Origin of the sequence: Nostoc sp. DedQUE04 (genome assembly GCF_034530995.1) — a bacterium.
Taxonomy (GTDB): Bacteria; Cyanobacteriota; Cyanobacteriia; order Cyanobacteriales; family Nostocaceae; genus Nostoc.
On sequence record NZ_JAVRCA010000005.1, the window covers coordinates 150,659 to 173,913 of the forward strand.

General features: G+C 41.8%; 15 protein-coding genes. 7 read left to right on the top strand and 8 right to left on the bottom strand.

Features of this window, described 5'->3' with window-relative positions; translation table 11 throughout:
- Positions 1–514 precede the first annotated feature (514 nt).
- Positions 515–3,823: a protein DpdE gene (dpdE, locus tag RM049_RS05315; protein WP_322703423.1), complete on the top strand. Its 3,309-nt coding sequence runs from the start codon at positions 515–517 to the stop codon at positions 3,821–3,823.
- Positions 3,824–4,118: 295 nt separating this feature from the next.
- The gene (locus tag RM049_RS05320) at positions 4,119–4,922 is read left to right on the top strand and encodes an oxidoreductase (RefSeq protein ID WP_322703424.1); all 804 of its coding nucleotides are present in this window, start codon (positions 4,119–4,121) and stop codon (positions 4,920–4,922) included.
- Between the two features lie 167 nt (positions 4,923–5,089).
- Here RM049_RS05320 and RM049_RS05325 read toward each other — a convergent pair whose 3' ends face one another.
- Together RM049_RS05325 and RM049_RS05330 are read right to left on the bottom strand one after the other, a co-directional pair.
- The gene (locus RM049_RS05325) at positions 5,090–6,109 is read right to left on the bottom strand and encodes a tRNA-dihydrouridine synthase family protein (RefSeq protein ID WP_322703425.1); all 1,020 of its coding nucleotides are present in this window, start codon (positions 6,107–6,109) and stop codon (positions 5,090–5,092) included.
- A 174-nt stretch (positions 6,110–6,283) separates the two neighbouring features.
- Positions 6,284–7,636, bottom strand: coding sequence for a serine/threonine-protein kinase (locus tag RM049_RS05330; RefSeq protein WP_322703426.1), 1,353 nt, complete (start codon positions 7,634–7,636; stop codon positions 6,284–6,286).
- A gap of 56 nt (positions 7,637–7,692) precedes the next feature.
- Between RM049_RS05330 and RM049_RS05335 the strand changes: the two genes are divergently transcribed.
- The 3 genes from RM049_RS05335 to RM049_RS05345 all read left to right on the top strand — a co-directional run bounded on the left by RM049_RS05335 (position 7,693) and on the right by RM049_RS05345 (position 9,612).
- Positions 7,693–8,136, top strand: coding sequence for a helix-turn-helix domain-containing protein (locus tag RM049_RS05335; protein ID WP_322703427.1), 444 nt, complete (start codon positions 7,693–7,695; stop codon positions 8,134–8,136).
- Positions 8,137–8,207: 71 nt separating this feature from the next.
- A complete protein-coding gene (locus RM049_RS05340) occupies positions 8,208–8,747 on the top strand; it encodes a transposase (protein ID WP_322703428.1) in 540 nt (179 codons plus the stop codon).
- 367 nt (positions 8,748–9,114) lie between these two features.
- A complete protein-coding gene (locus RM049_RS05345; RefSeq protein ID WP_322703429.1) occupies positions 9,115–9,612 on the top strand; it encodes a GNAT family N-acetyltransferase in 498 nt (165 codons plus the stop codon).
- A gap of 251 nt (positions 9,613–9,863) precedes the next feature.
- Here the strand turns inward: RM049_RS05345 and RM049_RS05350 are convergent, their stop codons facing one another.
- The 3 genes from RM049_RS05350 to RM049_RS05360 form a co-directional block, all read right to left on the bottom strand.
- On the bottom strand, positions 9,864–10,424 hold the full coding sequence (locus tag RM049_RS05350; protein ID WP_322703430.1) for a hypothetical protein: 561 nt from the start codon (positions 10,422–10,424) through the stop codon (positions 9,864–9,866).
- 403 nt (positions 10,425–10,827) lie between these two features.
- Positions 10,828–12,177, bottom strand: coding sequence for a cytochrome P450 (locus RM049_RS05355; protein ID WP_322703431.1), 1,350 nt, complete (start codon positions 12,175–12,177; stop codon positions 10,828–10,830).
- Positions 12,178–12,256: 79 nt separating this feature from the next.
- The gene (locus tag RM049_RS05360) at positions 12,257–14,149 is read right to left on the bottom strand and encodes a lipoxygenase family protein (RefSeq protein ID WP_322703432.1); all 1,893 of its coding nucleotides are present in this window, start codon (positions 14,147–14,149) and stop codon (positions 12,257–12,259) included.
- Positions 14,150–14,786: 637 nt separating this feature from the next.
- On the opposite strand from RM049_RS05360, the gene RM049_RS05365 reads away from it, so the two are divergent.
- Together RM049_RS05365 and recR are read left to right on the top strand one after the other, a co-directional pair.
- Positions 14,787–15,824, top strand: coding sequence for an aldo/keto reductase (locus tag RM049_RS05365; RefSeq protein ID WP_322703433.1), 1,038 nt, complete (start codon positions 14,787–14,789; stop codon positions 15,822–15,824).
- A gap of 273 nt (positions 15,825–16,097) precedes the next feature.
- On the top strand, positions 16,098–16,655 hold the full coding sequence (gene recR / locus RM049_RS05370; protein WP_322703434.1) for a recombination mediator RecR: 558 nt from the start codon (positions 16,098–16,100) through the stop codon (positions 16,653–16,655).
- Positions 16,656–16,690: 35 nt separating this feature from the next.
- Here the strand turns inward: recR and RM049_RS05375 are convergent, their stop codons facing one another.
- The 3 genes from RM049_RS05375 to RM049_RS05385 form a co-directional block, all read right to left on the bottom strand.
- The gene (locus RM049_RS05375; RefSeq protein ID WP_322683431.1) at positions 16,691–17,263 is read right to left on the bottom strand and encodes a 2OG-Fe(II) oxygenase; all 573 of its coding nucleotides are present in this window, start codon (positions 17,261–17,263) and stop codon (positions 16,691–16,693) included.
- A gap of 98 nt (positions 17,264–17,361) precedes the next feature.
- On the bottom strand, positions 17,362–20,604 hold the full coding sequence (locus RM049_RS05380; protein ID WP_322703435.1) for a PAS domain-containing protein: 3,243 nt from the start codon (positions 20,602–20,604) through the stop codon (positions 17,362–17,364).
- A gap of 224 nt (positions 20,605–20,828) precedes the next feature.
- Positions 20,829–22,775, bottom strand: coding sequence for an amino acid transporter (locus tag RM049_RS05385; protein ID WP_322703436.1), 1,947 nt, complete (start codon positions 22,773–22,775; stop codon positions 20,829–20,831).
- Positions 22,776–23,255: the final 480 nt, after the last annotated feature.

Consider the following 23,255-nt stretch of genomic DNA (forward strand, 5'->3'; position numbering starts at 1 on the left):
TATAAGGGGGGATTAAGGGGGGTAAAAACGCAATTAAAAGCACAGTCAACCACTTTTCAAACAACCTCTCAAGCCAAAGCGTAAATCTGTTACACCATATAATCAGCTAAGTACAGTATTTGATTAATTCGTAGCAAATTTAGTTTGGCAATACCCTGCAATGCGATTGCATCGGCAAACAATGCCATTGCGTTAGCCTGCATTTAATAACGTTTCGCTTTTACGCAAAACTTTGCTGAGAAATGTGAATTTACAGCAGTTTTCATTTAATTGAACTGTATATGTTGTAGAAGCACAACAATGCTGTACCTCTACTGTGTGGTGTATTTACCTGAAAATTGCTAATTTTATTAATTGGTTGTGATGGAGCGACGCCGAGTAGCCCGTCGTAGATATCGCTCTAACAAAAACTGTAATACCAGTTATTATCTATAATGTTGATCGACAAAACTGCCAGATATGGGCTAAAAACTAGTCTGGAAGGTTCTTTTAGTGTGTTCAGGGGACTGGATCTATGATTAAGCTTGGTTTATTGGTACAGTCCCAGAATAACTCTTTGGGTATCGGAAAAGTTACGGAAATATCTGATACCAATGCAAACGTTGAGTATTTCTGCTCTATAGGCCAACGTCTCCAAAAAACTTTACCTTTAAGTTCGCTCTCTCAAGTTAAGCTGGAACCCCAGGCTCGATGCTATATTAAGTCCCAAACTCAGGATAAATGGATAGTGGGCAGAGTTTTTATCTGGGATGATGATACAGAAATGTATCAAATTGATTTACCAGATAAGAAAACTGCGATCGCATCTGTTGAAGATATTTACGTTCGGTGTAATCTACCAAATACAGACCCCATCCAAACTCTGGCGATGAAGGGTCACGAAACGCCCTATTTCCACGACAAAAGATTGGCTTTCGTGAAATCCTTAATTCAGCAACGCGCTGTGAGTCGCGGGATGACGGGACTGATTTCGGCAAATATTAATCTTTATCCTCACCAAGTTGAAGTAGTGCGGCGGGTACTGGAAGACCCAATTCAACGCTACTTGTTAGCAGATGAGGTGGGACTGGGAAAAACCATCGAAGCGGGTGCGATTCTGCGTCAGTTCCTTCTCGATGAACCGAAAAAAAATGCGGTGGTATTAGTTCCGCAATATTTGCTCAAACAATGGCGGCTTGAGTTAGAAAACAAGTTTTACATCTCCCATTTTGGCAAACGGGTAGCGGTGCTGGCGGTTGAAGATATTCATAAAATCAACCTGAAAGCGAAGATAGGCTGCTTAATTTTAGATGAAGCTCATCATATTGCAGCAATGGCAACCTCTAAGGATGCAACAGTGCGCCAGCGTTTTCAGACTTGCAAAGAACTTGCTCATAAAAGCGATCGCTTACTTTTATTATCTGCCACTCCGGTTCTCAATCACGAGCAGGATTTTCTGGCGATGTTGCACTTGCTCGACCCGACAACCTATAAAATTGGCGATCTAGAAGGTTTTCGCGCCAAAGTTGAAAGCCGTCAGCAAATTGGTAAACTTCTGCTTTCTTTTAAAGAAGGTGCAGAACCAGAGATTCTCAAAAGCAACTTGCAGCAACTACGAAAACTCTTGGCTGAGGATAAGTATTTACTGAAGCTGGCGGATGATTTGGAAAATTTACCAGCAAATTCTCCTGAACAAGAGCAAATCGTTCAAGCGATTCGCGTCCACGTTAGCGATATTTATCGACTACATCGGCGAATGCTTCGCAACCGTCGCGCTGCGGTGGAAGATGTGATATTTGACCGCAACTTTACGCCCAAAGAAGAGTATGATTTAGACGAGCGATCGCTTGATATCCACGAACTGCTCAATCAATGGCAAAGTGTTGCTCCTGATGAAAAGCAATATCAGCGAGTTTTTCTGCTGTTATTCTTAGCTGCTGGTACTTGGTTAGGCATTTTAGAGCAGGTAATTACGGCGCGTTTAACTGCGAAACCTCATGCTAAACTCATCCAGGAGTTTAAAGAAGATGATGTTCGCCTATTAACTACAACCCCCAAATTCTCAGGGGAAGAAGAGATTCTCCAATCCTTACTAAAAATTATTCGTCAACCTCAAGAGGACGGACAACGGACGGAAAATTTAAAAACAGTGCTGCTGAATCAGCTAGGTACATATTTCAAAATTCCCGCAAACGTTCGGAAGAATCAAAAGGAATTCATCACCAGGATACAGCAGAGAATTAAAAGACCAATTACTGGCGATATTCTGCCCAAATTTGTTGTATTTACCAGTTTTGCTCAAACTTGTGGCGAAATTGTCCGGTATTTATCTGATACCTTTGGTGCAGAGACAATAGCCAGCCATCAATTTGGAGAATCACCAGACAAAGTTGAGGAAGGCTTAAATCGGTTCAAGAATAACCCCAACTGCTTTATTTTAGTATGCGATCGCTCTGGAGAAGAAGGGCGTAACCTTCAATTTGCCGATTGGTTAATTCATTTTGACCTGCCTTGGTCGCCTAATCAATTAGAGCAGAGAATTGGCAGACTTGACCGCATTGGCAGCAAAATTGGCATCCAATCTAGTGCCTTGATTGGCCCCTATTTGGAAGATAGCCCTCACAATGCTTGGTATAAAGTATTAAAAGATGGGTTTGGTATTTTCCAACAATCAATTGCCAGTCTCCAGTTTTATGTTGATGAGAAACTTGCAGAATTAGAAACAGTTTTGTTTAAATCAGGTGCGGCTGGATTGTTAGAGATGGTTTCACCAATTCAAGAGCAAATTGAAGCAGAAATCGCCAAAATTAGCGAACAAAATGCTCTAGATGAAATTGATGCCAACGATGAAATTGCTACCGAGTATTTTCAAGAGCTAGATAATTACGATGCTCGTCATCTAGAAATGAAACGAGCAATTGAAGGCTGGATTTGCGACGCGCTGGGATTTAGAGGACTGAATAACCCCGATTCATCAGAGATGCGACGTTATCAACCAACAACGCGGACATTAGTGCCGATAAATGAGTTAAAAGACCGTTTTGCTGAGAGTTATCTAGACCAATTTGGTACTTATAATCGCAGAGTGGCAAACCAGAATGCTGGTGTTAAACTCTTTCGAGTTGGCGAAGGATTTATCGAAGCACTCTTAAACTATATCAATTGGGATGACCGAGGTGAAGCCTTTGCTCTGTGGCGCACTGATGCATCTTGGGACGCTAAAGAAGGGAAGGAGTGGTTCGGTTTCCAATGCAATTATGTAGTCGAGGCAAATTTAAAAATTGCCAAACAAGTTTTACTAGATAACAAACTAGATAATTCTCAATTCAAAAACTTGCAGCGCCGCGTTGATGCTCTATTTCCACCAATTATAGAAACTATCTATGTTGATGGTCGCAAGCAGCCAATCCGGGTTGTTGAAGATAAAGCACTCTTAAGTATTCTGCAACGTCCATATAAAGATAAAAACAATAATCAAGGACGAGATTACAACTTAGCAAAAGAGCGCTTAGGAATTATTGACGATTTTGTTGATCCTAGTAAATGGCAAAATTTTTGCTATCAAGTGCGTAACGCTTCTTCAGAATTACTTGCCAATCGTCCCGATTTTATTGACTTATGTCAAAGTTGTGCTAAAGTCGCCGAAAAGAAATTAGCCAATAGAGTAGAACAATTGCGACTACGTTTAAATCAGCAAAGTTGGGATAACGCATTAGCTGAAGAATTGAAGATAGAAACTGCTTTAAATGCAGCCATTCTAGAGGGAATTCGCCAGCCGCTTCTGAGACTTGATTCTGTGGGTTTTATTGTGGTATCGGGGCGATCGCTTGTGCAATTTGAGTGATATGGTGTGTGATTAAATAGCTTTGGTAATCCTAATTGAAAGCTTGATATCCCCGACTTTTTAAAGAAGTCGGGGATATTTTTGTTCTGGTGTTACTGATGAAATTGCTATAAAAACATATACAGCAGCTCTCAAGTAGATGAGGTACAAAGTATAGGACTGCTAAAATTATGTTTTTATTGAGAATGAATAATGAACGAATAACGAATAAGATTTAGAAAAAACGCGATCGCTGTTATTAAGCAGAGTGTAATCCATCGCAGTATCAAAGAATTCACAAGCAAAAGGAGAACCGATGACTGATAAAAAGGTCGTGCTAGTAACAGGAGCATCATCTGGATTTGGGCAATTAACTGCTCAAAAGCTTGCTCAAGAAGGTTACTGGGTCTTCGGTACTAGTCGCAAGGAACATCCAACTGTACAAGATGTGGAAATGTTGACACTCGATGTTACCTCTGAGTCTTCAGTCCAATCATGTATCAAACAGTTGCTTGCACGGACTAATCGCATTGATTTACTGATTAACAATGCTGGACAAATTCATGCCAGCATGATTGAAGAAACTTCTTTAGAACAAGCCAAGGAGGTTTTTGAAACTAACTTTTGGGGTGTTGTCCGGGTTAGCAATGCTGTTTTGCCAGTTATGAGACAGCAGCGTAGTGGGCATATTATTAATATCAGTTCAGTGGCGGGATTGATTGGCGCACCAGGCCAAGGTTTTTACAGTGCAAGTAAGTTTGCACTCGAAGGTTATAGTGAAGCATTGAGCGTGGAACTAGACCCTTTCAATATTAAAATATCTTTAATTGAGCCTGGTTACTTTAAGACCAACTTCAACCACGCCATGTTATCATCCACATTGAATTACGCTGATTACGACAATGTACGCGATGTGATTCGCTCAACTGTTAGTCAAGCAATTGCACAAGGCGACGATCCTGAAAAAGTCGCACAGACGATTCTATTTGCTGCTCGTAGTCGGTTGCCACGATTACGCTATCGTGTTGGCAATGAGGCACAATGGTTGCCTCGCTTAAAAGCAATATTGCCAGATAACTTATTTCGATTTGGTGCGCGCAAGCGGTTGAATTTACCATAAATCATAACCAAATCGACAACGCCCGATATCATATCATGTCCGCCAAATTACCCATAATAAAAGAACCCCACCCCCAACCCCTCCCCGCCTGCGGGGAGGGGAGACAAAGCACAGCTTTGGCGGGGTGGGGTTCTTCGGGTTTAATAAGCAATCAAGCGGACATGATATCACACGCTCAAAGAAGGTGCTAAGGCTAAAGTTTTTGTCAGATCGGTAAGGAGAACGCGATCGCACAAGTTAAACAGTTCTGCCTCAGTAGAAGTATGTCGCATCAACCGTAAAAAATGACCTTCAGTGTCAACACTCAGAGCAATGTAGTTGAGGAACATTTTCAGATAGCCGACGCGCGATCGCTCTGGCATATTTGCTGCTGTGGGGGTTTGCCATAAACGATCGATATAGTTGCGTACCTCCGCCAAAGGAACGGGCGCGATCGGTTCGCAGCGCAAAGCTTGCCGAATTTGATTAAAAATCCAAGGATTCCCGATCGCCCAGCGTCCCACCATCACACCCGCCGCGCCCGTTTGAGAAAGCACTTCAACAGCAGTCGTCGCTGAGTTGATATTGCCATTAGCCAGCACTGGACAATCGACTCGTCTAACTGCTTCAGCGATTAAATCATATTTCACTGCCCCGTGGTACATATCTTTGACGGTGCGACCATGTAAAGAGAGCAAATCAATGCTGTGGCGATTGATTATATCTAGAATTTTGTAAAAATTATCTGTATTTTCAAAGCCTACGCGCATCTTGACAGTCAAAGGGCGATCGCTAACTGCTTGCCGTAGTTCTCCCAAAATCCGATCCACTTTTTCCGGTAAGAGCAGCAATCCACCTCCAACATTTTTGCGATAAATTCTAGGTGCTGGACAGCCCATGTTCAAGTCAACTCCAGCGATATTATAGTTGCAAAGTTCCTTCGCTGTTCTGACTAAATCTGGAATGCTTTCGCCAATCATTTGCGCAAAAACGGGACGACCTGTGTCGTTTTCGGTGATGGCTGCTAAAATGCCACGATTGAGCCGTGAAGTATCATTGACGCGGAAATATTCGGTGAAAAAGTAGTCAGGACTGCCATAGTGAGCAATCACCTTCATAAACCAGAGGTTTGTCACATCCTGCATGGGCGCAAGAGCGGTGAGAGGTAGGTGTGGATAGAACGATTGAGGGAGCGATACCTGGGGCATAAAGATGAAGAGCGATCGACAAAGCTCACTGTTAAGTTATAAATAGCTAGACGTAAATCAATTAAAGTTTGTAGAGAGGACTTTAGTCCTAATTATCGTTGCTTTGAGCGATGAATCGCTCACTACAAACTAGGAGTTTATTAGTAATCTTATTCAACAATTTTTTTATCAAAACTAACTAATACCACAAGCTGCTAATTTTACAGTTAAAGCATTGGGGTAGCGCCACAGTTGAGAACCACCAATCCAAAGACGTGAGGGTAAATGACCGATTGGTGCTTTGAGACTAAAATTGAATTCCGAATTGGCAGAACTATAATTGTATATATGCCAACCAACTTGATTGCAAAAAATTCCATAGTCGCCATTGACGTTTTTGTAAATAAGTGTCTGTATGCTAAAACCAAAGCGTTTATGACTATAATTCACCCATAAAAGGTCAATGGTTTGCAAATCTTCACAGGGAAGTTTTTCAAGATCGCTACTAAATATATAGCTACCTTTAGGCTTTGCTAGCGCTTGACATATTAGTTCCCAAGTTTCTTTATCTGCTGATTCCCATTTTCCCTTTGCTAATAAATCACGCAAATGCGTACAATCAATAGTATTTACTGTACGATAATTAGAAAAATTTAGCAATTTCTTTGGTTGTTGCTCCAGTATCTGTAAAACTTCTGTTGCCGATTGGAAGCGTTGCGAAACGGCATTTTGTAAAAGTTTATCTAAGATTTCACAGAGGTAAACGCTAACAGTATTGAATGCTGGTAAATGTTCTTGCCATACCCAGCGATCGCTAGCAATATCGAACAAATCAAAGGGAGAAACATTGGTAAGTAAGTAAATACACGTTACACCCAAGCTGTAAAGATCGCTGGCAGGTAATGCCTTTCCTCGCATTTGTTCGGGAGCGATATATTCTGGGCTACCTACTATCGTGCCTGTACGAAGCTGCTTCATGTTATTGGCGAATTTAGCAACTCCAAAATCGATTAATACCAGGTCTCCTCGACCCGAACGGCGCATAATATTTTCCGGTTTAATATCTCGGTGAATTACTTGTCGGGAATGGATAAATTGCAATGTGAGCAATAAACTTTTTAATATCTCCCAAATTTGCGATTCTTGAAAAACGCCCTGTTTTTGTAATTCCTGGGCGAGTGTTTGTCCATCTACTAATTCTTCAACGATATAAAACTTTTGATTTTGTTCAAAGTGTGCTAATAATTTGGGTATTTGAGAGTGTTCTAGTTCATTGAGACGAAGCGCTTCTTGATGAAATAAATTGACTGCCTTATGCCAAATCTCAGTATTTTCCTTTTGAAAACATAGTTGTTTGATTGCACATTTGGGTCGATCTGGAAGATGTTCATCAATAGCTAAAAACGTTCTCCCAAAGCCACCGCTTCCAATAACCGCGAGTGGACGATATCGCTGTTTAAGTAATAATTCCTGACCACAACTATTGCAAAAACAAGAACTGTCAGAATTTTGTGGACGTAGGCAATCAATATTAGTACAGTAGCTCATAAGTAGGTCAACCAAAAAAAACGTAAGATAGATAGAGTGCAGAAATTAAGTGATAGATGATGCCTAGCGCGTTAAGAATAATACTAACTACTGAAGAAGACCTGACACTAAAAGAACTCAGTTGTGCAGATAAAGTACCACATCGAACCAAACAAAGAGCGATCGCTTTGCGCCTCAATGCCCACGGATGGAATGTACCTCAGATTGCAAAGTATTTAGGTTGGGCACAACAAACGGTCAGGCAGACAATAAAACGCTGGCAATTTCAAGGGTTAGGAGGTTTGTGGGAAGCGCCAGGACGTGGAAAAAAGAGAACTTGGCAAGAAGAAGATTGGCAAGTAGTAGAAGAATGCTTGGGACAAAATCGTCGTTACAGTGCTCGGCAGCTAAGTCAAAAGCTATTTGAGGAACGACAAATCGAACTAGGAGCCGAACAAATCAGGCGACTACTCAAAAAAAGGGGTGGTATTGGAAACGTATCCGCTACTGTCCGGCTTTAAATCTGAATGCAGGATATTTAAAAGCTAAACGCCAAGATTGGGAATTACTCAAGCTATGGGCAAAATTAGGATTGGTTTGTTTAAAGTACTTGGATGAATCTGGTTGTTACTGCACTAGTCCCACTGATTACACTTATGGGCGTAGGGGAGAGCAAAAACGTATTCGACAAAATAGACGACGCGGTAGGCGGATCAACATCTTCGGTATTTGGGAGCCGAAATCTAGTTTTAATTACGCTTTGATGCTTGGAACATTGAAAGCACCAACCTATGTCCAACTCATGGATTGGCAAGCTCAAATTGCTGCACACCGCTTATTGGAAACTGGACAAATTACCGTCATCATTCACGATAATGCCTCTGTTCACAAAAGTCTTTTGGCTCGCCAGCAGCATCAACGTTGGCAACAGCAACGATTGTACATTTTTTTTCTACCTCCTTATAGTCCACAAATGAATCGCATTGAAGACGAATGGTTGCATCTCAAACGTGATGAGCTTGCCGGCCGAGTTTTTGAGGATGAATATGAATTAGCGATCGCTATTATTGAGGGTATAGAAAATAGAGCCGTGCAAGGTCAGTACCAAGTTGAACGTTTTATGTTTAATTAGGTTGACCTACTTACTACAGGAGTTCTATTTGTTGGAATTACTATATATAAAGTATTCCCATTAGAAAAACACTTTTACTAGTAGAAAAAACAGCGATGCTTAGGTTGGGCTACGCCTACGCACTTTAGAAGTTTTAGCATAGTAGCAGTGTAGTGCCTGTTGCAAGCGATCGCTACTTTGGTGCAACTTTGACTCTTTGAATTTTTGTCAGATACAAGAGTGCTACAAACGAATAAAAGTATCAAAAGCTACTTCACCTAACGTTTAGTTGCCTCTGCAATGCGTTCCCCAAAGCGTTATTCTCTGTTATTCTTCTAAAAGAAAATTCTTTTGCTCCAAGTCTTTCTCCTATTTATATTAACCAGGTATGTGTCTCAATGATGTAGCGATCGACCGTGCCAGCCCCAGTGATGTTAGTGGAATCGTCAAGTTGGCCCAAGCCAATGATGCAGAACATGGTGGTATGTTGTTAGGTCATCTTGAGCCAGAGGCTGTGATGATGACTATCTCTCAAATGCCGAGTGTTGTAGCCCGAAAAAATGGTCAAGTTGTAGGATTCTTACTCAGTTGGTCAAAGACAACTGTTAATCTACCAATTATAAAGGTGATGTTACAAACCTATCCTGGTACAAGAGATGCTTACTTGTATGGCCCTATTTGTGTTGATGAAACGATGCGTGGGCAAGGTATTGCTGCGGTAATGTTTGCTAAGTTGAAAGATTTGCTACCAAAGCGGGAAGGAATACTGTTCATCAAGGCAAGCAACAAAGCATCACTTCAAGCACATCAAAAGATGGGTATGTGCAAGATGGCAGAGTTCATCTATGAAGGCACTGAGTTTTTGATATTCGCGTATAATAGCTAATACCATTTTAGATTTTGGATTTTAGATTTTGGATTGGGAATTGCCTTGGTGCGTCTGGCTTGGTGTGAATCCATGTGTCGCAATCATTTTTCAAAATGGTACAACTAATTGATAGGTTCTCTTTGAAATTAAATTGAGTAGCTAATCTGGATCGTTTAGTTATTTACTACTTGCTTAATCTGGAACGTGACAAAAGTTAGTGATGGGAGAGCGACAAGGCTCTAAGCCTTAGCTGACTAACATGATTCGGCTCAATTTGAGTGGCGTTCAATTACTAAACATTCATTTTGGACTCTGGTAAGCATATTGTTAAAAGCAGGAGTATAAGAACCATCTTTATCAACAACCCTACGAAGAGTATACTCACCAGCCCGAGAAAGTCCGCCGAACCAAACATTCTTTCTGTGCCAAATATCTCCATTGAGAGAATTTTTGTCTTGGGACATTGTGAAACTGACAATTGATTTTGGAACTGATATTCCTAGAAAAATAGGTGTGACTTGAGCTTGTTGCAAAGTTTCATCTTCAAACTGAATTTTGTAACTTATTCTAAACCATTGAATTGAACGTAGTAATATCCAGCCAGCAATCGAGTCATGAAAAGTCCATTGTAACGGAGCGAAGATCGGTAAAAGCAAAGTCCTATTCTGTATATCCCATTCTAAATTGTACATAGTAATGCAAGTATCTGGCAGTGGATTGCCATCCATAAAAAACACACCTTTAAGGACAGATGGTAAGTTTGTTTCTCTAATTGGAATCATCCAGGTTGCAATATTATTAAGTTGCTTCTTTTCAATTAATTCAGCCATATAATTTGTAATTACTTCCTTTCGGCTAAAAGAATACCTAAATTTTTAACAAACCGAGTCAGAGAAAAGATGAGTAATCTGGCGCTAGAAAAAGAGTAAAATCAACTCAAAAAACCAGAACAATTACCAAATTATAATTCCGCATGAGAAGTAGAGGTTCACAGATGTGCATTGGTGTCAACTTAACGTGAAAGCCAGCCTAGAACAAGCTTCTAGATTGTCTCATTGTCTCGTTCCCCTGCTCCGACTGGGAATGCCGTCCTAGAGGCTCCGCCTCCCTTGCTGGCGGCAGAGTCGCAATTGAAGTGCATTTCTAGCCTCTGGCTAGAAACGAGGTTTTAAAGGAGTTTCAGCTTAAGTTGACACTAATGACATCTGTGCGTTCCTACTGGAAATCCCTTACTCACAGTCGTTGAGCAAAACCTTGTAGTACTAAATTATTAGGAGTAACGGCAGTCACTTTTTCAAAATCCCATTTGACTTCTGTAATTGAGTCCCATTGATAGTTGTGGAACAGATGTAAACAGAAAATTTTGATAAAGCCAATTGATAAAGATTTACCAGGACAGGCTCGTTCATGCTCTTCGCCATTCCAAGATAAGATATCTGAAAAATTCCGTGTTAGGTCAAAATCATCTGGATTTTGGTATCTATTGGCATCCCGATTAGCTGTAAGAATAGAGCCAAGCAAGCGAGTACCTTTTTGGAATGGACATTTTTGTTTTCCAATCTCAATTTCACCCGCTTCAGTGGTGAGTTGGCTAACAAATCGCACAGGTGGATAGAGACGAGCCGTTTCCAAAATCACCTGATTGAGAAGTGTTGACTTTTCTAGAGCGTCTGAGTCTAAAGTTTTCTTGCCATTCCAGACTGCATTCACTTCTGACACTACATCATTTCTGAGAGTATTATTCAAGCAGAGAACACCAATAACTGATCCTAAAAGCGCACTTGTGCCGGCAGTACCAGCGATATGAATCATATCGAAAAGGGTATTAGCAATTTGGTGTTCGTTCAATTTATACTGAGCGCCTGTTTCAAAGTAAGATGCCCATTTAGATGATTGTTTATATCGCTTAGTTAAATATTGACGATGCCGAATTTTTGGCGCTGTTAATATTGCCAGCAGATACTTGCTGATAAAATTAGGCAAGGATGCAAGAGCCAAACCTTTAATATAACTATCGGATGCTGTGATTTCTTCCTCAGATAAAGATATCTGAAAAACTAGTTGGTGCAAACTCGACAGCATGATTTTTGGTAAATCATTGCCGATGTGTAATTTGCCTTGTTTAGCAGCTTCTAACAGCCTTTGCTCAACTAGATTCCCTAAAAAGTCTATCTGCCCTGACGGTTCCGGTAAGGCTTGTAAGATTACAGTACGTAGTCCTGTGTGTTCGTTACCGTTTGTTCCCAAGCTCAGAGGATTATCCAGCAAGTAGCTTGGAGCTAATATTCTGATGATACCTAAATCATTTCCTCGCAGTTGTGGTTGGGTTTGCATTAGTTCTCTCACCTGCGAGTGAGAGGAATGCATAATTGCTTGATCGACTGCAAAATACTTGTCTCCAATATTATCCTTACGGATGTAAAGAAAGTCTCGCCATGCATTGAGCATGATTGACGCATCCATGTAATAAAAAATCAAGCGGAGAAACTTACCGATCGCAGTATCGTAACCTACTTTAGCTAGTATAGGTGCAAGCCAAAGCTGGCGATCGTGATTTTTGAGGACTTTATCTTTAAGTGTCATAGTATTTATTTTGGGTCATTTGTCATTTGTCATTTGTCATTGGTCATTGGTCATTGGTCATTGGTCATTTGTCCCTAATTCAGATATTGATGCTCTGAGGAATTTTAGAAGGAAGTAGATACTCATAGGGTGGACGGTGTAAATTACGTTGCTTGATGGTGTCTTCTACCTGCTGAAGATTGCTCTGGAATGCTTGTAGCAATGGTTTTACTTTTTGGTCTGTAAAGTATCCTTGCTGATAATCGCCCAGCTTGTTATAGTACACAGACCCCAATAAGCTGAGTAGGTTGTATTGCCGTTGCGCCTGATCTAAGGGGGGGAGCAAGTTAAGGTAGTCTTGCTCAGTAACTTCTCTTTTGAGAGTTGAGGCTGGTAAATAACCTGCCAATGGTATGGCTGCGGCGTAGCCCATAAAATCTTTTTGCGGAAAGTTAACCGCAGCGTGTTGGGCGCTGGCAGTGAAAATAATCAGCGTAGTGGCATCAATCAGGTAATTGAGCGTTTTGATGCCTCCATCTTCGCCAAAATCGGGGATACGACCACCATCGTAAGCTGGGATTTCGGCTGCCCACGCTTGCAAGGCTGTATCTTTCTGAATGTCTTCATCGGTAGGGTAGTAAAGGTTCAGGTAGTCTGAAACCCATTGATGAATTGCATTCCAGACTAGTAGAGCATCATCTCGGTAAGGATAAATAGGCAAGAGGTTGGGATCGTCTACACCACGCTGTTGAAATTGCTTAGGTAAGATGGCGCTGTTAAAACCATAGCTTTGCAAGGCTAGCACTGCTAAAACGCGAGAGTTATCGATTGATGATGAGAGTAATCTATCGACACCACCGCCTGGAGCTATGAGAATCCGTTGAGCGGCATCGTTAATTGCTAAAGTACTGTCAAAATGCGGGTGTAGCAGAATTCTTAGGGGATGGGTGAGTGGCAGTTGTCTGGCAGTGGCGATCGCAAAAGCACCAATCAACAAGTGAGTTCTTGCTAGATGAGTAACAGCTTCGTGGTAGTTGGCATCTGCTATTTGGACTATTGTTTTGGCAAAAAGCCAAGCGTATTTACCGGAGTTAGGGGTAACAATTGGATAATCTGGGCCTGGGGTTTGACCGCATTGGATGGCTATCGGACGCAATAAACGGGTGGGGTCTGAGCCTTTGGGTAAGGCAAACAGTGCTAGGGGAGCATAGAGATATTTTTGCTCGTGTGGAAATGTACCGTTGACCGCACCATCTAAAATTTTATAGTCAGCTAAGTAAAGCCTGCCTTCAAGTCCTGCTGCTGCTAATGAATCGTCAGTTCCCATCACGCCTTGGTAATGTTCGTCTGTGACTGGGAAGCGATCGCCTAAAGTAGTTACTCGCGCGATCGTGACGGGATTGTAGCCAGCCACTCGCATATAGGCAAATACTTCATCTTCTTGGTAAGTTTTAGCGATCGCTGGCACACCAATCACTTGAAACAAATTTTCGTAGTCTTTGAGACTGGTTGCATGTCCTGTCGGCTGTCCTTCGTATAGAAGGTTAATTATCCTATTTAGGGCATCTCTGAGGATCACAAGTCCGTTTTCTTTCAAAATAGAATAAAAAAGATCGTCGAGTTCTCTAACATCCTTAGAGATGCCTTTGAGTAAAAACTGAGGGATAATTTGCAAGATTCTTGCCAGAATACTGATTTTTACTGGTATTGCTCCCTTGAGCAAGGCTTCTAAAATAAACTTTTCGACATCATCACGAATCGATTTAGAACCTTGATTGCCTCTGTTGACAATCAAGGTATTAATAAACACAATTCGTAACTGCTGGGCTAATAAAAAATACCAGTTCGTGGTGAACTCTTCGGCAATAGAAAGCCGATCTAGCATTGCAATTGATGGAATATGGATGTAGTTATATTGATACTCTTGTCTAGCTATATCTAAAGTATGAGTACTTGATGAACTGATTAAATTTTCTGGTGATGAAGCAGTCATTGACTCTACTCATGTTTAGTACGGGGAACTTTAATAGTTTAAGATAAACAGGTTTGATTTACCTAAACGTATTATCGCAATCAATTTTAAAATTACAATTTTTCTAAATAAATTTTCTCGATTTTATCAACTCTTGAACCACGCACTAAATGTTTTAGGACTTACGCAAACTCTACGAACTATTGGCGTTCTTCTCTACGAGACGCTTCTCTTTCAGAGATGCTAAAGCGAACGCGAAGGCGTTTTGGTGGTTCGATAAATTAAGCTTTTTGGCTATTTTTGCGTAAGTCTTGTGTTTAAAAAACTTGCAAGCCCTATTTAGCAATACAAATAATATTTGCCAAAATTTAAAAACAATTCTCCAAGAAAACTTTCGGACTAAAGTATTGTGTTGCAGTTGACATTTTAACTACTGAAACGAGAGCGGGAATATAACTATCAGATTTTTTCTCTGCTGCCGATGTCTCCAATGCTTCCTCTACTTACACAACAATAAAATATTTTTCTATTACCTTCCCTCTATCAAAAATCTATCTCTACTTCACTGCTTTTATCCTTCAAGAGTTAGAAGCAACGAATTTTGCTCCATGCAAAGCTATGAAAGAAAGTTCTCATATTGCGGTCAAAGGATAAATTTGTGGATATTAGCAGACGAAATTTATTGAAGGTAGTTTCTGCTTCTGGTTTAGGTGGAGCCGGGGTATTTGCTTTACAAGGTTTAACCAAACAGGTTTTAGCACAAAATCAGTCTACCCCACTCCAGAGTAAAAAAGGGGAAATGCTCTACAGGCCACTAGGACGCACCAAAGAACAAATATCTGTAATTGGTCTAGGTGGTCATCATATTGGTAGACCAAAAGATGAACAAGAGGGTATTAATCTGATCCGTACTGCTCTCGATCGCGGGATTAATTTTATGGACAATTGCTGGGATTACCATAATGGAGGTAGCGAAATTCGCATGGGTAAAGCTCTGCAAAATGGTTATCGTCAAAAAGCTTTTCTGATGACTAAAATCGACGGTCGCACAAAGGCGGCTGCTGCCAAACAAATTGATGAATCTTTAAAACGTTTGCAAACAGACCACATTGATTTGTTGCAGCATCATGAAGTTATTCGCATGGAAGACCCAGACCGGATTTTTGCCCCTGGTGGTGCGATGGAAGCAGTTGTGGAAGCACAAAAAGCTGGCAAGATTCGCTACATAGGCTTTACTGGACACAAAGACCCTTTAGTACACCTGAGAATGTTGGAAGTTGCCAATCAAAACAATTTCCGTTTTGATGCAGTGCAGATGCCGTTAAATGTTATGGATGCCCATTTCCGCAGTTTTGAGAAGCAAGTTTTACCCAGACTGGTTGAAGACGGAATTGCTGTACTGGGGATGAAATCAATGGGCGACCAAAATATCCTCAAAAGCAATGTGGTCAAACCTATCGAATGTCTGCATTACGCGATGAATCTGCCAACTTCAACGGTGATTACAGGCATTGAAAGTATGCCTATCTTAAACCAGGCTTTCGAGGCAGTACGTACTTTTACACCCATGAGCCAGGAACAAGTTAAAGCCTTACTGAATCGGACTCGCCAAGCTGCTCTCAAAGGTCAGTATGAACTGTTTAAAACCACTAACCAATTTGATGGTACAGCCAAAAATCCTGAGTGGTTAGGATAAGTTTTTGCTAGGGCGTGTTTGAAAACTAAGGATGAAAGCAATTTGGAACATTGCAGGGGCACGCATTAACATTGCAAGGGGATGCATTGGCATTGTAAGGTATTGCGAAATTTAATTTGCTACAAATTAATGAAATGCTGTACTAAGCGATCGCGAGTTAGAAGTGTTGCGCCTGATGGAAGTACCCAAAAAATGTCATCATAGTTAAAGTGAAAACATTCTGGAGACAAGACAACGGTTTACGCACGCCCTTTAGCACGGTTAATTGAACAATTGCAACGCCTACCGGGAGTTGGCCCCAAAAGTGCCCAACGACTGGCTTTGCATATTTTGAAGCGACCAGAAGCAGAAGTCGAAGCTTTGGCACAAGCTTTAGTTGAGGCAAAAAAACAAATAGGCTTGTGTTCTGTTTGCTTTCACTTATCTGCTGAACCTGTTTGTGAAATTTGCCGCAATGCCAACCGTGACAATAACACTATCTGTGTTGTTGCAGATCCTCGTGATGTGATTGCATTAGAAAAAACCCGCGAATACAAAGGCAAGTATCACGTTTTGGGCGGGGTGATTTCGCCAATTGATGGAATTGGCCCAGATCAATTGAATATACTACCTTTGCAGCGCCGGGTAAATCAGCAAAAACCTCAAGAGGTAATTCTGGCAATTAGTCCCAGTGTAGAAGGGGAGACAACAACCCTATATATCGGTCAGCTATTAAAACCATTTACCAAAGTGACGCGGATTGCTTTTGGTTTACCTGTAGGCGGCGATTTGGAGTACGCAGATGAAGTTACTTTGGCGAGGGCGTTGGAAGGCCGTCGGGAGTTAGATTAAGTTTTGTTGATTTTGCTGGTTAATCACTTTCTCGACTATTGACTGTACATAACATCCGATCGCAAGACGTACTTTCGCCCCTGGATAATAGTAGCGCCCTCATGTACTAGTTCGTGGACAAAACACAAAGCCATACCTCTTACTGGAAGCACAGCTAGATTAGATAAATCTTGGTAATATTGAGGAAGATAAAAGCGGGTTTCGCCGCCTTCAAAGCCTTCATTCAGATAAATCATGAAAGTCAATAAACTTTCCTCACCATTAGTTCGTCGATAAGCACCATCATGGTGAGGTGCAAACCTCTGACCTGGATCGTAGCGATAGAAACGAAAACGCTCATTCAGCCCAACTGGATGCCATCTACCAATGGTGTTGGGGATATAATTTGACACACGCTGCCATAAATCAAAAGCACGCTCTTGGTCATCCAAAATAACGCGCTGATTATTGCGGATGTCGGGACGCATTTCAAAACCTCGGTGGGTAGTAATAGGAGCATCTACATAGCCAATGTTTTCTGTTAAAGTAATATATTCAGCGCATTCTGCTGGCGAAAGAATATTTTCCAGCGTGAAAATTTGGTTGCGAAGCAAATCTTTCTTGGTCATGGTTAAGTCGATTGAGATTTAAGCTTGATGAATAGTGTATTATTTATAACCCAATACAGTTCAGTTGAGCCTAAAATCCAATGGACAGAAATAGAGTTTTAGCGATGATTTTGCCCTAGCAAATCTGCAATTGAGGTGAGTAATTCAGTTGGTTTTACTGGTTTGGCAATATGTTTCTGAAAACCAGCCGCTAAAACTCGATCGCGATCGCTTTCTTTAGCATAGGCGGTAAGAGCGATCGCCGGAATTTCCCCGCCCTCCTCTTTAGGCATGGCTCTAAGCATCTTAATCAAGCTGTAGCCATCCATTTCTGGCATTCCTAAATCACTGATTAATAAATTAGGTACAGCCTGTGCTATAATTTTAAGCGCCTCTTTTACCGATGCTACGGCAGTTATCAACGCCCCATTCTGTTGTAGCAAGAAGTGCAAAAACTCCCGTGTGTCAAGATCATCATCAACAATTAAGACCCGTAGTCCACGCAGAACTGACGAGTTAAATTTCTCCCCCGCTCCTCCTGCTTTCTCTGAACCGTCACTTTCCTTCATCACGGGCAGTCTGACAGTAAAAACTGCTCCCTGTCCAATTCCTGGACTGGCTGCTTTTACAGTACCACCATGCAACTCTACTAAGTGACGAACTATTGCTAATCCCAGTCCCAGTCCGCCGAATGTCCTGGTTGTGCTGCTATCAGCTTGACGAAAATATTCAAATACTTGGGGTAGAAACTCTGGGGAAATACCTTGGCCTGTATCTTTAACTTGAATTAATGCTGAGGGAGAAGTTAATTCATTACTCAATGATAAGCTGACTTCGACTGAACCACGAGAGGGAGTAAACTTGACTGCGTTTGAGAGTAAATTCCCGACAACTTGCTGTAAGCGATTATAATCGCCTAACACTTTACCAACATTGGGGTCAACCTGTACTTTAATCTGGATAGATTTGGTTTCGGCAATTAACCGGACTGTTTCTAATGCAGCATCAATTACAGCTACTAAGTTAACAGTGGCAAAAGTCAGGTTTAGCTTACCGCGAATAATTCGGGAGACATCGAGCAACTCATCAATTAATTGAATCTGCAATTGAGCATTTCTTTCGATGGTTTCTAAAGCACGATTTGTAGTCACTTCATCAAATTTGCGGCTTTTGAGTAGCGATGACCACCCTAAAATCGGGTTGAGGGGCGATCGCAATTCGTGGGAAAGAATTGCGAGAAACTCATCTTTATTCCGGTTTGCCTGTTTGAGTTCCTCTGCTTGTTGCCTAAGTGCTTTTTCTAATTGTTTCCTGGGGGTTAAGTCAAGAATAAAACAGATCCAAGATACGGGATCTCGTTCCACCAAGGCACCACCAATTAGTATCGGAATGCGGGAACCATCCTTGCGGATGTATTCTTTTTCAAAAGGAGTACATATCCCAACTGTTAAAAGTTGTTCTAGCCCCTGCCGATCGAGATCGTGATATTCAGGTGGGGTGATGTGTTTTCTGTATATCTTACCCGCTAAAAGTTCCTCTCGCGTATAACCCACCATTTCTAAAAAAGCCTCGTTCGCCTCAGTAATGTAATCAGGAGTGGCGAACATAATGCCAATAATGTTGGAATCAACTAACCGCCTTAATTGAGTTTCGCGCTGGCGCAAATCATTTTCTACCTGTTTGCGTTGGGTAATATCCTGGGTAGTACCCATCATTCGTACTGGCTTACCCTCGGCATCATAAAAGACGCGACCTTTAGCAGCAATCCAATGAATACTACCATCAGGCCAAAGGGTGCGGTATTCAATATCACACTCAACATTTTCCTCCAGAGAGCGGGCGATCGCTTCATGAATGCATTGGCGGTCTTCTGGATATACACAGTTGAGGAAAATCTCAAAGCTGATTTCGGCTTCTAGGGACACTCCAAACAGTTGATAACATTTCTCTGTCCAAATTACCTCGTTAGTAGTGATATTCCAAAACCACATACCCAGTTCAGCAGCATTAGTGGCCAACCGAATCCGTTCTTCACTCTCGCGCAGATTTGTTTCAATTTTTTGACGTTCCCAATTAGCAGCTTGCTGTTCGGTAATATCAGTACTCGCACCAACTACCCTAACTACCTGAGCATTTTCATCCCGGACTGCAAACCCCTGATCTACCACCCACAAATAGCGGCCATCCTGGTGACGCACGCGATACTCAATCCGATAACGGTTTCCATTGGCCATACTAGCCATGAATTGGTCGTTAACTCTTTGTTGGTCATCGGGATGAATGCGTTCTTGCCACCACTGAAAAGTAGGTTCTGTTTCTTGTTGGGTGTAGCCAAAAACCTCGGTTAGACCCTGAGTTCTTTCCACAGTATTTCTGCCAATCTCCCAGTCATAGATTAGGCAATTAACCGCCGCCGCTGCTAGCTCAAACCTTTCATTACTTTGCCGCAAAGAAATTTCTATGTGTCGTCGCTCTGTAATATCAAAAGCGATCCCCAAAAGATATTGCGGCAATCCCTCAGCAGTTCTGCTGTGCACAGTGTCATAGCTACAAAACCAGCGCCACTCTCCATTAGCGTGTCGAATTCGGTATTCAAAGCTGAGGACTTCACCCTGATAAGCAGAGTTAAATTGTTCCAAATAGCTAGGGAGTCGAGCCAAATCTTCAGGGTGTAGAAGTTGAGTAAATAACTCCTTTCCCATCGCCTGGATTTCTGCTGGTGTATAGCCCCAACCTTGAGCAATTTCGTAATTAACGTAAGAATTTCGCTGCTCAATTAGGTCATAAATGTAGATTATCCCCGGAAGAGTGCCAGCAATTTGTTGAAACAGACGATGACTATCCCACAGTATTTGAAATTCATCTGCATTAAATCGTTGAGTATCTTGTTCGCAATTACAGTCTTCCTCTGATTGAGCGTGCTTAGATTCCGTAATATCCGAAAAAGTTGTCACGATCGCATACAGATTGCTTCCTTCAGTTTTAAACAGAGGTTGCGAGGAAAACAATAGCCAGACTAGCTCACCATTTGGCTTATAAAAGCCACACACCACATTTAAGCAAGGTTTACCTGTATTTTGAGTAACCCTCGCAGGGTGAGCTTCACTGAGTAAAGGAGAACCATCTTCATGAATAAATTTCCACTTGGGATCGAGCAAATTTTGCCCCACAAGCTGCTGGGCGGTCAGTCCCAAAATGCGATCGCTAGCGGCATTGCAAGCCTGGATAGTGCCATCAGGCAAGTGAAGCACCATTCCTTCTTCTTGACTGGCTACTAGCGAAGATTTTGCCTTTTTACTAACTTGCCGATGCAGCAGCTTGTGATTAGCCAGCTGGTTGTAAAACTTTTCCGCGTCTGGCATTCTAAAAAGTGAAATAATTTTAAAGTTAATTTTAGATTGAGCGACTCATATTTACATAAATTTTAAGGCAATTTCTTCCAATTTGAGGTAAAAGCTGCGATCGCTACTTCTATCACCGAAATAGTGCGGAGTGCTGAGTAACGAGTACTGAGTAAAAAAGTAATAATCGCACTCAGCACGGGCTAAACCTTAGCTTTCCGCTAACAGCACTCAGCACTCCTCAATCAACCCCCAACATGAATACCAGGTCGCATCTGGGGATTCTTTTCAGCCCGACGCAGTACTTCACGGGTAACTACAGCAATGTCACCTTCGCCAAACAAGATAAAACGCAATAAGTATTGTATGGGATTTCCCTCAACCCAGCCGAAGTAAGCATGGGGAATCTTACCTGTTTGGTCGCGAATGTAAAGTAGTAAAGCTGCGATCGCATTCGGTACTGCTGCACTTTCAGCCCGGAGGATGCGATAATCGCCAACTTGCACCCCTTTTACTACGATTACATCCGCAAATTCCGAAGCATCGGATACATGGATTTCTAGAAACAGAATTGGATCGTTGGGTGGAATATGATTGTCTTCGCGTACCTCTTTTTCTTTCATAAAATACTCTAGGACATCGCCTGTATTCAAGCGATTTGCAATCAGTCGTATTACTCCCTGGCTTTCTTGGGCAAGGAATTGACCTGCAAGTTCGTCAACTTCGATCCGCTCTGCTCGTAGTTCTGTTGAACGCCAAACACGAGAAACCAGCGAGGTAAAAATGATCGCACCGATAAAGAATCCGGCAATCCTAATGCCTTCTGGTCTTTCGATGATATTGACAATAGTGGTATATAAAAATAACAGTGTAATGATGCCAAAAACGAGTCTGGCCCGCTTCTGTCGGTGACGGTGGGCTGATAAGGTGACGGCAAAGGCGGCTGAGGTGATCAACACCAGCACACCAGTTGCATAAGCCCCACCTTGGGCTTCTACACTTGCTTTAAAGATAATTGTGACAACAAAAGCGATCGCTGTGTAGACTAACACCAAAGGTCGGGTTACTCGTGCCCAATTGGGCGCCATACCATAGCGTGGTAGGTAGCGAGGCACGATATTTAATAGCCCTGCCATTGCAGATGCACCTGCAAACCACAAAATAGAAATAGTACTTAAATCGTAAATTGTGCCAAAGCCATTGCCCAAATACAAATGTGCCAAATAAGCAAGGGCCCGTCCGTTAGCTTTGCCCCCCGATGCAAATTCTGCGGGTGGAATCAATAGAGTGGTTATAAAACTGGTGGTAAGCAAAAAGAAGCTCATAATTAGAGCAGCAGTGGTGAGCAACTTGCGTGTATTCCGAATCCGCCCTTTGGGATGCTGCGAAGTGCTGTTACTGCTACCTTTAACCAGGGGCATAACGGTAACACCTGTCTCAAAACCTGACAATCCCAGCGCGAGTTTAGGGAAGATGATCAAAGAGATGCCGATTAGCATCAAAGGGTTAGAATGGCGTGCAAAAAGTGCAGTTTGCCAATTCGGGATCGTTTCTGTGTGATTTAATATTTGATACACACCGACGCCAACGACAATCAAGTTTAACAGCAGATAAGCTCCCACCAAAACTACTGCAATCCCAATGGCTTCTCGGAAACCTTTCAAGAAGACTGCACCTAGTAGTGCAACTAATATCAGGGTAACTGCGATCGTCTGATTGTGAAGCCAATGTGGTGTCAGCGGATTTTCGACGATATGGGCTGTGGCATCAGCAGCTGACAAAGTAATAGTAATAATAAAGTCAGTTGCCACAAACCCAAGTAAGCACAGTACAAGTAATTTGCCTTGCCACCAGGAAAGTAAATGCTCTAACATTGCGATCGACCCTTCACCATGAGGGCTTTCGGCAGCAATGCGTCGATAGATTGGCAACGCTCCAAACAGCGTCAGCAAAACCAGAATCAAGGTAGCTATAGGAGAAAGAGCGCCAGCAGCCAGTGCTGCAATCCCAGGTTGATAACCAAGGGTAGAGAAATAATCTACACCAGTTAAGCACATCACCTGCCACCAAGAATGCTGGCGATGTGCTTCTTCCTTGCGGTAAGGCCCTTTTTTCTCTTGTCGGTTTTCTTCAAGCAACCAGTGGATTAACTGACTGCCGAGCCGTTTTGTTGAAACAATTGATTTAGCCATCAAATACGGTTGTGTTGCAAAAGTCGGCTTTGTGATTTTTTAAAGCCTTCGTGGTTTATTAAAATTTTTAACTACAAAGGCATAGCACTATTATCGTATGTTAAGCATCCTGTCCCATTTACAAAATATATAGCAGTAGTTCGTAGTCGTCTACCAGATCGAGATCGGTTGCAGGTTTTGGTATAGGAATAATCAATACTGCAACTGTATATTTTGGGATTAACGCTTTTGCGCTCTTAGCACCTTTAAGCCGTATAAATTATAAAAAACGACGCTGCGAAACTTGGTATGTACGCAATCAACAAATCAACCCTAAAATAAAAGTCACTTTTAGTTATATGATGTTTGTGTAAATGACCATAAGATAATTAGCCTGCTAATCTATAACTCTGTTTGTGTAGCCGCAGACTTTAGTTTGATAGAATTATGGACATATAGTCGTACACAATATACAAACAATGTATTAGATAGGTTTCTAGC